The following is a 12,504-nucleotide window of genomic DNA, read 5'->3' as shown; positions in this document are numbered from 1 at the left end:
GTCGTCCTTGTCGAAGTCGGTGCCGAAGGCTTGCCGGTAGCTCGATTCCAGCGCCTCTCCGGGGGTGCAGTTTTCCCTGAACAGGACCATGCCGCTGTCCAGGCATTCCATGTCAAGCTCGCCGTCGGTGTCGATGCATTCGGGCCGGAACGTGGACCATAGGCAATAGTCGGTGAACCCTTCCCGGATGTCTTCTTCGAGCAGGTTGTCGCCGGTGCCCGCCTGGACTTTCAGGAACACCTTCGCACTCTTGACCCATGCGAGTATCGCGCCGCCGAACGTGTCGTTTTCCATAGAGCCTCCGCCCCGAAAGATAGATAATGCTAGTGACAGAAAATGACATGGCAATTATGGCGAATTTGGCCACAATTAATTTTCGGGAAATCTCTTGACAGGGGCCGCGCGATGATGTATATTTAGTGAACAAATGTTCTAGTGCTCAAAAATTCAAATAGGGCGGTTTCACTCGCGCTAACGAATAATCAGGAGGATAGAATGGCACAAATTAATGTTCAAAACACCAAAATAACTGTTTTGGATATAGACAACAAGGATTACATTTGTCTTACGGATATGGCTGGTGCCAAGGAAAATGATGTTCGCGCGGCCGATGTTATAAAGAATTGGCTTCGCAATCGTTATACATTGGAATTTTTAGGTACTTGGGAAACTATTCACAATCCTGGTTTTAAAGTGGTCGAATTTGACCACTTTAGGAAGGAGGCCGGATTGCCCTCATTCGTGCTGAGTTGTAGTGAATGGATTGAGAAAACGAATGCCATTGGCATAGTCGTAAAGAAAGGGCGTTATGGCGGCACTTACGCCCATAAGGACATCGCTTTTGAATTTGGCTCGGCAATAAGTGTATCGTTTAAGTTGTATCTTATTGAGGAATTCCAGCGGCTTAAAGAAGAAGAGCAAAAACAAATTGGATGGAGCGCTAAACGGGAACTGGCGAAAATCAATTATCGCATACATACCGACGCTATCAAGCAGAATCTAATTCCTCCAAAGCTCACTGCACTGCAGAAATCTTTCGTGTATGCTGATGAAGCAGATATGCTCAATGTTGCAATGTTCGGAAAGACTGCCAAGGAATGGCGTGATGAAAACCCCTTGCTGAAAGGTAATATTCGCGATTACGCTTCAATTAACCAGATAATTTGCCTTTCTAATATGGAAAACCTGAATGCCGTTTTTATAAACGACTACCTCTCTCAATCTGAACGCTTGGAAAAATTGAACAAAATAGCTATTCAACAAATGACAGTCCTTGAGAATGTTGACGGACGGAAGCTGTTGATTGAGAGTAAAAAATAAAAAAGCTATGCGAGGCCGAAATAAAGGCGGCAAGAGCAGCCCGAAAAAAATGATCACCCCCCAAACCCGTCCAAAACCTTGTACAGCAGGGTGTAAAGCGTCTTGGCTTCGGACTCGGAGAGGTTCACGCAGCTGGTCATGGACTTGGGGACGCTCGCGGCCTTGCGCTTGAGCGATTCGCCTTCGGCGGTGAGGCTTACCGAGAGGCAGCGCTCGTCGCTTTGTTCGCGGGTGCGCTGGATGTAGCCCTTTGCCTCGAGCTTTTTCAGGAGCGGGGTGAGCGTGCCGGAATCGAGGAACAGTTTTTTGCCGAGTTCCGAGACGTTGCACTTCTTTTCTTCCCACAGCACGAGCATCACGATGTACTGCGTGTACGTGAGATCGAGCGGCTCCAGGTACGGGGCGTAACGACGCGTGATTTCCTTGGACGCGGCATACAGCGGGAAGCACAGCTGGTTTTCGAGTTTTAGCTGGGGGCAGTTCACGGTAGCTCCTAGAGCAGCTTCTCGACGCAGGCGCGCACATCGTCCATGTCGGCGGTGGGTTCGAAGCGCGCGACCACGTTGCCTTCGCGGTCCACCACGAACTTGGTGAAGTTCCACTTGATGTCGGGATTTTTCTTGTAGTCCTTGTCGATGCTCTTGAGGAGCACGGCCATGGCGGCAGCTTTCACGCCAAAGCCGAATCCTTCGAAACCCTTCTGCGATTTCAGGTAGGTGTAGAGCGGCAGCTCGCCGGGGCCATTCACGTCGGACTTTTTCATCTGCGGGAATTCGGTGCCGTAGTTGAGCGTGCAGAATTCGTGGATTTCGTCGTCGGTGCCGGGAGTCTGGCCCTTGAACTGGTTGCAGGGAATGTCAATGACTTCGAAGCCCTTGTCGTGGAAATCGGAATACATCTGTTCGATGGGCTTGTAGTGCGGGGTGAAGCCGCAACCTGTCGCCGTATTCACGATGAGCATCACCTTGCCCTTGAAGTTTGCAAGCGGGACCTGGTTGCCCTTGCCGTCGGTGAGGGTGAAATCGTAGATGGTTGCCATAATGAGCCTCCGTTTTTTGCAAGTGTCGGCGTTTTATTGGTTTATTGATTTTCGCCGTGTTTAGTTGTATACAATTCAATTTTATAAAATTTAATGTCAAAAGTCAATAGGGTTAAGCAAAAAATATGCTTTGTCGGTCATTTTTACGCAAATTTAGGCAAGGACATTCCATTTCTTTATATATTTATCCGCGTTATGAAGAAAACAACACTTGCCATTTCTCTTTCGGCAGCGGCCCTGCTGGCCGGATGCGCCCAGGGGCTCCAGCCGAACGACCCCGACGTTTACAAGAACAAGACGGGCATTATCGGTGTATTCCGCCAGTCCGCTTTTTACTGCGAAAACGTGATGCCGCAGTACATTACGCTCGGCGCCCAGAAAATCATTGTCAAGCCGGGTTGGAGCAACGAACAGGACAACCTGTTCATCAGCGAAATGCAGCCGGGCATCGCCCCGCTCTACAGCTACGAATACAGCTGCGGCGACGAAGAAACCAAGCTCAAGCTCGACACCGCCGACAACGGCAAGAAGCCTTTCCCCTACGCGGTGAAGATTCCGGACAAGGGATTCTGCAAGGTGGTCATCTCGTTCCTCGAAAACGACAACCTGTTCTCGCACAACGACCCGCTGCTCAAGGAGCATTTCGACAAGACCGCGGTCGCCGCCGGCTACCCCAACATCCCCTACTGCGACATCATCGACACCAAGGGAAGCTCGGTCACCTTCATGGACCGCGACTCGCTTTACCGCGAACAGTACGCCGCGGCAGTCAAGAGCGCGAAGAGCCTGACAGCCGACGACATCTACCCGCTAATCTCGATCGACGGAAGCTCCGACATGGCGCAGCTCAGTGGCGACAACTCGCAGGTGGTGCTTGTCACGTGGCACAACAACCCCGACGCATTCAAGGACGGCGAGACCATCTCGCACACCGAAAATGTCATCTGGGCCTTCACTGACAAGGAATTCATCAAGTGGTTCCGCGAAAACCACACGAAGGTGGACAACTGGGACATGCGACTCAGGCAGCTCATCGGCATGTCGCCGGAATCCAACAACAACTACTTCACCGTGTTCTGGGCGAACGTCTCCGACGTGTTCCGCCCCGCCTACTACCCCGAAATCAACAGCGGCCTCATGAACACCACATTCTCGAACTCGTTCGAGGAAGACACTAGCGAAAACGCAATGTGGTTCAAGAACTGGTTTGACAAGACGAGCTCCACGGCCTACTCCAAGGACGGCGGACGCCCATGGACCAGGCTCGGCTACACCTACGACTGGGGCAATCCGAGCAGCAAGTACGGCCTGTCGGAATTCATCGTGAAGGAAGGCGCCCCGATCGAAGTCAAGTTCACCCGCAAGACCAAGGCGTTCCTGACCTGGATCAAGGACAGGGCGCAGTAACCACCTTCCAGAGCCGCTGACCGGCGGCCTTGTATTTGCGTTCGAAGGCGGTCTCCGGATTTTCGGGAATGAATTCGCTGCAGTCCGCAGATAACTTTAGCGAAAGGGAGTCGCCCGCGATGCAGGCGGCTTCTTTAAATTCGCGGGCATAGATTTCCCAGTTGGTGCGAAGTTCCGTGGATCCGCTCAGGCGAAGCAGCGTCGGAAAAATCGGATGCAGGTGGAATCGCCTGGTCGCCTCGCTTTCCTTGGGCCAAGGGTTCGGATAGTAGAGCGCATGGTGCAGCACATGCCACTCCCCCGCAGTCACCTTTTCTAGCGCAAGCTTCCAGAAATCGAGAAGTTCTGCGCGGACCCAGAAGGCGTTCGTAGGAATATCGCTCGAAGTAGCGCAACCGTCCGCCGAAACTTCGAGCTGTCGCTCGTTGCCGGCCTTCGAGAGCCGCACCACCGACTTGTCGATGCCGATCACCGGAACATCCGGGAACTTTCGCGCGAGGTGGATGGTACTTTCGCCGGTACCGCAGCCCGAATCGAGAACGAGTTCGGCGCAGTTTGCAGCAAAGTCGCCTACGCCTCGCGCAGCGTAGAAGTCGCGCACGAACCCGCAGGTTTTCTCAAAAGCTTCGCGCGTGTGATCTGCGACCGGTCGCAAAAAAGAGGTCGTCGCATACTTGCGAACCACCTCTTCCAAATTCTTGTAGATGTCTTCTTGGTTTGATTTTACCGAATGAACTACGTTACCATTGGATTGCTTCGTCACTCCGTTCCTCGCAATGACGTATAACTATTTCTCCCAAATGGAGAGGCGGTCGCCACCGATGAGTTCGATGTCGTCGAGCCAGATTTCGACTACGCTGTCTTGAGCAGACTGCTTGAAGTCCCAGTTGAGCTGGTTCACGCAGGTGTAAGAATACTGCTCATCCAAAATATCTGCAAGCGGAATGCTTACGCGTTCCCAATCTTCGGACATTCCGTGTTCATACTTCGCGATCTTCTGTTTTTCCAGAGGCTGGTTCGCATCGACAGCCGCAAAGACCACCGAGCCAACCCCCTTAATGCGGAACGCCACGGAATCCACAGAGGAGATGTCGTTGCAAAGCGACTTGTCGCTCTTGCCGAGTTCAACGCCAATGGTCGCCCACGGCCAATAAGCCACCCCAAGAGAATCCTTGTAGACGCCCCCTATTTCTGCCGCCACGTGGGCCACAATGTTTCCGTCGATATTTTCGAGCGTAAACAGGTGGTTCTTTTCGACAACATATTTCGGATCCACATTTTCTTCGGAAAAACTGAAGAACCACCAGCCGCCATCGTAGGTGCGGGCGGGCATAAAACGGTTCTGGTAGTTAGAATCCTGGAAGTCGTCAAGCAGGAGCGCGCGGCTTTCTTCGGCAAACGTGCTGGACGTGGACTTTTCACCCGCGACCACCTTCAGGTAGGTGCTGCTGGTATCGACATCCTTTGCGTCGGGAATAAACACCAAGCTCAGGGCGCCTTCGGGGAGCGAATCCAGCGAGAAGTCTCCCTTCTCGACCTTGGCGGAATGTTCCATGCCGCGGACCTTGACCGTTCCGTTGAGCGACTTGTCGCCCACGCTGCCAGAAACCGCAGCCATTTTCTTGAGTTTGTCCTTGCCCAAGTCGACGCCTGCGCCTTCGACCTTCACCTGCATCTGCAGGGCCTCGCCTTCGAGCCTTGCTTCGAGCGTGTAGTCGCCATCGGCAACACCCTCGATTACCACGTTGCCTTCCTTGTCGGCCTCGGCTTCAAAGGCGCCGGAACCGTCCAGGCTCTCGCTATCCATCAGACGCACCCTCGCAAGGGCCGCAGGGGAAGCGTCTGCCGTCAAAATCTGCGCCGTAATGGCGTTGCCAGCTTCGGTGCCGCTAGGGCCGCCGCCAGCCGTCTTTGTTTCACCACATGCCGAAAGGCCCAGTTCCAAAGAAAGAGACAGGGCTGCGACAGAGACAGTCTTTGCCGCGCGGGCAATATCAAAAGGTTCGCGTAGCACACCCCAAAAATACAAAAAATCAAAAGCCTTGTGCATCACGCCCCCCTATTTTGCGGACCGGCTCCGGTATCGGGATCGTCCACCTTGTCGGACAAGGGGAACATGGCAATATTCAAGGCGTACACGCGGTCGGCGCGTTCGCTCTTGCGTGCAAACTGCAGAAGGCCACGGCGGAATTCTTCGATGCGGTGGCGGATTTCGGGCAAGTCGTCTTCGTCGGCGGTAAACACGACCGACGAGATGTCGCGCTCTTCGGGTTTATGGCGGTCGATCGACTCCTGCGCAAGTTCAAGCGTATGCCTGTGGAAGTCGCGAACCGCCTGACTCTTGACCTCGCCGCCGGTACTGATAATCTGGTCGGTAATGTTCCAGCCGCCATTACCGTCGGGAACGACAAGCCCCAGCTGCTTCAAAATGCCAAGCGCCGAGCGGGCCTCGTCCTGCGAAATGGCGGGGCTCAGGCTCTTGCCGAGCTTGCCGATGTCGCTCGTGTCCTTGGTGATGCCGATGAGGGCGCGGAGGGCGGCACAGGCCCAGCTGCCAAAGTACGAAAGCTCCGGTGCAGAAAGCACACGAGTTTCCATGGAGCGCAGCTCCATGAGGCGGTAGTAAAGTTCCGAAAGGGCCTGCTTCGCCTTGGTCTTGTTGAAGCGGTACAAAGTCTTGAAGTATTCGGCGCGGCGGTCGTCCAGGCCGCAAAGGCGAATGAACGCAGGGAGCGTTCCCTCGTTCAGGTGGCCCTCTTTCTGGAATACGCGGACAAGCCAGGCCGGGTCCACGCCGGTTTTCTGGCCAAGGTAGCGGTACGAGGTGAAGGGGTTGTCTTTCTTAGTTTCGACAAACCAATCCTTCAAGAACTCACGATATTCCAAATAGTCTAATACTTCGGGCATGTCTATAATTTACCCAAATTAAGATAGAAAATGTTTACATATTACAAAATGCTGACGATTTCCGTTGCATTTTTTACAACAGCAATTCTCAACACCCCATAAGTCGAAAATTCACCGAAAAACGGATTTTTCGACGAATTTCGTCAAATTTCGCGTTTTTGGGGATACTTACAACTCAATGCCCGTGTCGCGCCTAATCACCGTCTCGCAAGCCGCCTTGAAGGTTTCCTCGGTCGCAACGATGGTCAGGGACTGCTTCTTGGTGCGGGTAATCCCCGTATAGAGGATCTGCCTGTTCAACAGCGGATGCCCCTTGCGCGTCGGCAGGAACATCATGATATTCGGGTAACCCGAGCCCTGCGACTTGTGAATGGTTATCGCAAAAGCAGTCTCAATGGCGTCGCTCGGCAACATTGACAACGGGTAGAACACAAAGTCCCCCTTCCGCTTCAGCATCAGCATCGGATTGTTCCTACAATTGACCACAATCCCCGAATCGCCATTATACAGGTCGAAATAGGACTGGTTCTTCGTCAATATCATCAGCTTGCCGTCGAAAGCAACACCATCCTTGTATCCGAGAGCCTTAGCAACTGCAATGTTGATGTTTTCAACACCGCGCAGCCCGCGACGTTCCGCCGACAAAATGCGAGCCGCATCGGAAAGTTCCCACAAGTCTTCACGGGCATCGCATTCAGCTTTCCAATCAGCACGGGTAAGCCCCTGTTCAGCGTAATTTTTTTCCGTCAATTCCGGACGAACCTTTTGGGCAAGCGCAAGCAAACCGTTTTGCTTTTGACAGTAGAATCTATTGGTCCAAGATTTAAGAAGGGACTGCAACAATTCCTCTTCGTCGGACTTGCGCAAAGATTTCGGATCGTCACCTAATTGAAGCAGGTTGACTTCATCCAACTTATCCGCATCCCAAAGAGGCATATCTTTTTGCCAGGGAATCCATTTCAAATCAAATTCAAGGTCTTTCACCTCCAACTTCTTTTGAATGAATCTTGAGAGACGACCCACCTTGGATTTGTTATCGAAGCGGTTGGATTCAGTGAGTTCAACGACACTGCTCTTGTCTAAACCAAGAATTTCACCAAGTACGGCTCCCGCCTCCACCGAGGGCAGCTGATCCCTGTCACCAAGGATAAACAGTCTGTAGCCGTCCTTGTTTTCCGGGAGCGCCTGCATGAACGACGCAAACAGCGACAAATCAATCATGCTCGCTTCGTCAATAACAAAAATCGACTTATCAGGGAAACGCGTCTTTTCGCAATAACGGAAACCGTTGGTCTGCGGATTGTAACTCAGAAGACGGTGCAAGGTCGTATAGCTGTCAATATTCTTTAAATGCTTGACGACGGGGTCTTCCTTTTCTTCAAGCTTGAGCATGGCGATGCTTTCGTCAATACTTTCGCGCAGCCGGTTTGCCGCCTTGCCACTGGGAGCCGCAAAGTGGATATTCCAGGACATCATCTCCGGATTACTTTTCAGCAGGTTCCAAAGCAAGAAAAAAACGACGGTCGTCTTGCCGGTCCCCGGTCCACCTGTAATAATCAGGTTCCTCGTTTCTCCCTTGACAATCGCCTCGTCCTGAGCCGCCTTCAAGTCAAACGATGTATTTTCGATTACCGCCTCGATATCCTCCTTATAGGAATTCTTGCGACTCGAATTGGAGGAATTTCCGTCAAACACGCATTCCGGAGTCCCTTTCCTGAAACATTTTTCAATAATGGTCTTTGCAAACAGGTACTTTTCCGTATACAGGTACGGAATATCCACCTGATTTTCATCCTTCTGGAATTCAATAATCAGTGGCGGCTCGACGTTGTCCACCAAATCCTTACAGCCCGCTTCGACAATTTTACGAAAATCCTCGACACCGGGATACACGTTCTCAATCTCGGACGGATTCTTGCCATTCGAGGCGAGCACCACAAGACCATCCCATTTTTCCTGCCACTTTGCCAGCAGCTTTTCGGGATTCAGCGACATTCGCGTATTGCCGTCATCTGACAGCGAAAAGAACAGATGCAATACTTTTTGCGCAGCGAGCGAATACGTTTTCCCCTGATGAACATCCGTCAGGAACTGGACAAGCCTTTCATTCAGCGGAGACGTACCACGCATGTTCAGCAAAAGACTGAAAAAGTCCCCTGCCGAGCCATTCAACTGTTTCACCATTTCTTCTTTCATTGTATACTTTCTCCGTTAACTCTACTCGTACATTTTTCCTTCGAGTTCTTCGTAAGCCGACTTTAGTTTGTCAAACGATTCCCATGTATGAGCATAGATTCCATCACCTTCACCATCCTTGCAGCCACGGGCAAACACATAATAAATGCCGCCGAAATTTTCGTTGAACACATCTTTCGGTTCCTTATGCATAATGCAGCTTAGCCACTGGATAAGGCAATAGGAATACAGGACCATTTGGATGGAATAGTGGTCTCGCACCGCCTCGAACGAAGCTGTGCTATCGTACTTTGCAAGCAAGTTCGATTTCCAGTCCAGAACGGAATAATAGGGATGCCCAGGCTCATTTTCACGAACAAAGACCAAGTCCATAAAGCCCTTGCAGAAGGTCTTGAGCCTATCGGCGACCACGCCGCCTTTTTCGTTCGCTTTCAGTCGGAATTCCATTTCGGCACGACGCTTGTCGGAAGCAAGCTCATTCAACTTAAACGGCTTGCCCGTTTTTTGGGAGCCATGAATTTCGGGAAACACCGCATTCATGGTATTCCAGACGATATCGATTGTCTTGGTCATCCAGTCAGGATGTCTGCCTATCGCCAAGCCCTGCGACAGGAAGGAATCTTCGACCAGTTTTTTCAACTCCGAATCCGATTGCGCCTTGTCCAAGGTCATATTTCCGATTTCAACAAAATCAAGCTCTTCGAAAATATGGTGAAGGGCATCACCATAAAGATTTCCGCGCGGATAATCGGAGACCTCATTCACCGTTTCCGACTCTTCCGTTTCAACAGGTTCATCTGACACGTTCTGCGGGATCCCATCAATGGACTCAATCTCGATTCCAGAAGATTTCTTATCGATAGAAGAATAGGAATGCTGGTAGAGCGAGGAATCCTTGATCGCCTTGTGGAGCTTTCCGAGAACTTCATCATTCGGAAGTTCCGACTTATCCGGACTCTCATTCTCATTGAGGCATTTCAGTTCCTCTTCAACTATCTTCTTGAGCTTTTCAACATCCCAGTCACCCTTCCATTCGCGTAGTTCCGCATACTGCTTGTCGTTGCAGATTTCGCGATGGGCATAGGCCAAATAGGACCACGCTCCTCTATCGTCGATAACTTCCTTGCCATTTTCAAGAATAAGCTTATTCATTTTCAAATGGTAGCGCGTCATCTTTTGGGGGCTATTACCGATCTTTTCGCACTTATACCATCGATCATACTGGGGCAAAATCAGAAGCGACGATGCACGCGTATAATCGACATAGAGCAGACGGTGCCATTCCGCAGTTTCTTCTTTCTGACGATTTCTCTTGGACTCATCATCAAAGCCGAAGTATTTGGTCTGCAGTACGGGTCCATCAGCATTTTCGGTTTCATCCACACCATACACAAAAGGACCTTTCGCATTGAAATTCACGCCCTTGAACCCAGCACAGGATATGACCACGGGGAATTCAAGTCCCTTCGAGGCATGAATTGTCATCAACTTGACAGCCTTGAAGTCGGTTCCCTTCGCGACGATATTCCCATCTTCATCACCCGCCTTCTTGCTGTCGCTCGCCAGAGTTTCTAGATGCTTGACAGCCTGCTGAAGCGACGCCTTTTTCTCGTAAAGGTAACCGAAGATATAGTTGCCGATTTGGCGCAACTTCATCAGTTCCTGCAATGTCGAAGGAGTGCTAAGTCTCTTTTCGACCTGGGTATCCTCGTAAATCTGTTCCTGAAGTTCCGTCCACAGTTTCTTGGCTGCAAGCTGTCTCCAATGGGCGATTTTCAGGAGAGTCTCCTTGTCGGCATTCTTCTGCGGGTCATCGGTCAACGCCGCAAGATCTATTCCAAAGAAGTCCGTGACAAAGACACTATTCAGCAACTTCGTGTTGAAACCGGTCAGGTTCGGTGCCGCAAGCATTTTCAATACAGAAATCCACTCCGTACACTCCCTAGAGTCAAAAAGGGATGTATCCTTGTACTGCACAAACGGTACGCCCACAGCAGCAAGGCACTTCTTGATTTCATCCATTTCAGGTCTCGTGCGGCCCAAGATAGCGAAATCGGAAAAGTTCACATTTTTCGGTGTATCAGAGCCCCTGTCAAAGACCTGCAAAGCAGTCTTGCCGTCTTGAACCCTACAGCAATCGATAATTTGCTGCACTGCAAAACGCGCGAATCCCTTTTCGGGAACAATGGGCGAAACCCAAATTGGCGCCGTCTCGGGATTTCCTTTAAACAGGGCGTTCTGATGCTGGAATTTCGGTTTGTCCGGGACAAGCGAACGTTTAAAATCGCCCTTCGGCAAGAAGGCATACTTCGTATCGTCGCCTTTTTGGAAGATCAGATTGCACGCCTCGATCATCGAAATGGAAGAACGGTAATTAGTATCTAACGCGCTGCCGTTTTTGATGTATTCCGTTGCGAGGCGGTAAACCTGGAGGTCGGCACCCTGGAAACTGTAGATAGACTGTTTCGGGTCGCCTACGACAATGAGGTAATTTTCTGCGCTTCTCAAGAATACCGGTTCAAAAATTTTCCACTGGTATTCGTTGGTATCTTGGAATTCGTCAATGATGGCAATCTTGTAAGTCGCACGCAGCTTCTTGCAGAGAATGGTCGGTTCAGCAGGAATCTGTCCGTTAGGGCATACCGCCTCGCGAACCGCCGAAATCATGTCGTTAAAGGACTGCTTCTTAAGGCTTTCCTTTTCCTTTTGCCACAAATCATAAAGTTCCCTGGTCTTTTCATTCAAGAAGGAATACTTTTCGACATTCGATTTCGACGACAGCTTTATCGGATTGCTTTGGCACAGCGCAAAAAAGTAAGCCAGCGATTTTCCTAATTCCGAATTCAGGTTACCCGTAAGCTGGGTTCCTTGACCTGTAAACAATTTGCCACTGCCGCCCGGCCACGCCTTGATTTTATTGACAAGGTCTGCCACCTGATATTCGTTTTCACGTCGATTAGAAATCGCCGTATAGGTTTCAGTTTTATGTCGATTCAGGGCATTCCAATGTGCATTAGCCTCGGGATGTATCGCAATCCATTCTTCCACAGACGAACACAGAACATTCGACTTTTTCTCTGGCGAATATTCCTTTAATGCGCTAATAAACAAGTCCCTGACATGGTCGATATACTTCGGAAGCGGTTTCGCTTTTTCAGGGTCCTCCTGCATTGCACACAGTTTTACTATTTCACCCGCCCATTTATCGCGAATGAATCGGTCAATAATGACCTTTGCCGCTTGGTCATCGGCGTTGTCCATATCGAAGGGGACGTCCGCCTCGTAAGCGAAGTCATGGAGTGTTTTTCTACAGAACGAATGGATAGTCCCAATGACAGCCTTATCGACATCCTGGCAGGCGCGTTCAAAAAGAGCCTTGTCTCTAGGATTTTTCGCATCAGCCAGACATTCACTCATTTCTTCGCGGATTCGGTCGCGCATTTCGCCAGCCGCTTTTTCTGTATAAGTAACAAACAGGACCTCGGAAAGGGGGATACCCCTCTTGACCAGTTCAGCGGAAATTTTTCGTATCGTAAATGTCTTACCGGTACCCGCCGAGGCTTCAATAAACTGATCCTTCAAAGGTTTATCCGGCGCAATGGAGGAAATGTCAAAAGGATTCAAGTTATTCATTT

10 protein-coding genes are annotated in these 12,504 nt (G+C 50.7%); 2 read left to right on the top strand and 8 right to left on the bottom strand.

The window, feature by feature from the left end; genetic code table 11:
- A partial coding sequence (locus ACKI61_RS04455) for a hypothetical protein (protein WP_407456577.1) occupies positions 1-348 on the bottom strand: 348 nt, incomplete at its 3' end.
- A 147-nt stretch (positions 349-495) separates the two neighbouring features.
- Between ACKI61_RS04455 and ACKI61_RS04450 the strand changes: the two genes are divergently transcribed.
- Positions 496-1,320 (top strand): KilA-N domain-containing protein, encoded by an 825-nt coding sequence (locus ACKI61_RS04450; protein ID WP_407456576.1) that lies wholly within the window; start codon positions 496-498, stop codon positions 1,318-1,320.
- Positions 1,321-1,373: 53 nt separating this feature from the next.
- Here ACKI61_RS04450 and ACKI61_RS04445 read toward each other — a convergent pair whose 3' ends face one another.
- Both ACKI61_RS04445 and ACKI61_RS04440 read right to left on the bottom strand, forming a co-directional pair.
- A complete protein-coding gene (locus ACKI61_RS04445) occupies positions 1,374-1,805 on the bottom strand; it encodes a MarR family winged helix-turn-helix transcriptional regulator (protein WP_407456575.1) in 432 nt (143 codons plus the stop codon).
- Between the two features lie 8 nt (positions 1,806-1,813).
- Positions 1,814-2,359, bottom strand: a complete 546-nt coding sequence (locus tag ACKI61_RS04440) for a glutathione peroxidase (protein ID WP_407456574.1) — start codon at positions 2,357-2,359, stop codon at positions 1,814-1,816.
- Between the two features lie 195 nt (positions 2,360-2,554).
- On the opposite strand from ACKI61_RS04440, the gene ACKI61_RS04435 reads away from it, so the two are divergent.
- Complete coding sequence (locus tag ACKI61_RS04435; protein ID WP_407456573.1) at positions 2,555-3,766, top strand: hypothetical protein; 1,212 nt, start codon at positions 2,555-2,557, stop codon at positions 3,764-3,766.
- Here the strand turns inward: ACKI61_RS04435 and ACKI61_RS04430 are convergent.
- From ACKI61_RS04430 to ACKI61_RS04410, 5 genes are all read right to left on the bottom strand, one after another.
- Complete coding sequence (locus ACKI61_RS04430) at positions 3,747-4,529, bottom strand: tRNA (guanine(46)-N(7))-methyltransferase TrmB (RefSeq protein ID WP_407456572.1); 783 nt, start codon at positions 4,527-4,529, stop codon at positions 3,747-3,749. The genes ACKI61_RS04435 and ACKI61_RS04430 overlap by 20 nt on opposite strands.
- 24 nt (positions 4,530-4,553) lie before the next feature.
- Positions 4,554-5,780 (bottom strand): hypothetical protein, encoded by a 1,227-nt coding sequence (locus tag ACKI61_RS04425; RefSeq protein ID WP_407456571.1) that lies wholly within the window; start codon positions 5,778-5,780, stop codon positions 4,554-4,556.
- A gap of 35 nt (positions 5,781-5,815) precedes the next feature.
- On the bottom strand, positions 5,816-6,673 hold the full coding sequence (locus tag ACKI61_RS04420) for a TIGR02147 family protein (protein WP_407456570.1): 858 nt from the start codon (positions 6,671-6,673) through the stop codon (positions 5,816-5,818).
- Between the two features lie 168 nt (positions 6,674-6,841).
- A complete protein-coding gene (locus ACKI61_RS04415; RefSeq protein WP_407456569.1) occupies positions 6,842-8,869 on the bottom strand; it encodes an ATP-dependent RecD-like DNA helicase in 2,028 nt (675 codons plus the stop codon).
- A 21-nt stretch (positions 8,870-8,890) separates the two neighbouring features.
- Positions 8,891-12,502: a UvrD-helicase domain-containing protein gene (locus ACKI61_RS04410; RefSeq protein ID WP_407456568.1), complete on the bottom strand. Its 3,612-nt coding sequence runs from the start codon at positions 12,500-12,502 to the stop codon at positions 8,891-8,893.
- Positions 12,503-12,504 lie beyond the last annotated feature (2 nt).

It is taken from the genome of Fibrobacter sp., from assembly GCF_045601785.1.
Taxonomy (GTDB): domain Bacteria; phylum Fibrobacterota; class Fibrobacteria; order Fibrobacterales; family Fibrobacteraceae; genus Fibrobacter.
The sequence above is the reverse complement of the archived record's forward strand: the minus strand, read 5'-3'. Positions and strand labels throughout refer to the sequence as shown.

Bases quoted from the DNA above. Each gene is read 5' to 3' on its own strand.
- ACKI61_RS04410 (WP_407456568.1), bottom strand. From the start codon at position 12,502: ATGAATAACTTGAATCCTTTTGACATTTCCTCCATTGCGCCGGATAAA.
- ACKI61_RS04450 (WP_407456576.1), top strand. From the start codon at position 496: ATGGCACAAATTAATGTTCAAAACACCAAAATAACTGTTTTGGATATA.
- ACKI61_RS04420 (WP_407456570.1), bottom strand. From the start codon at position 6,673: ATGCCCGAAGTATTAGACTATTTGGAATATCGTGAGTTCTTGAAGGAT.
- ACKI61_RS04440 (WP_407456574.1), bottom strand. From the start codon at position 2,359: ATGGCAACCATCTACGATTTCACCCTCACCGACGGCAAGGGCAACCAG.
- ACKI61_RS04415 (WP_407456569.1), bottom strand. From the start codon at position 8,869: ATGAAAGAAGAAATGGTGAAACAGTTGAATGGCTCGGCAGGGGACTTT.
- ACKI61_RS04435 (WP_407456573.1), top strand. From the start codon at position 2,555: ATGAAGAAAACAACACTTGCCATTTCTCTTTCGGCAGCGGCCCTGCTG.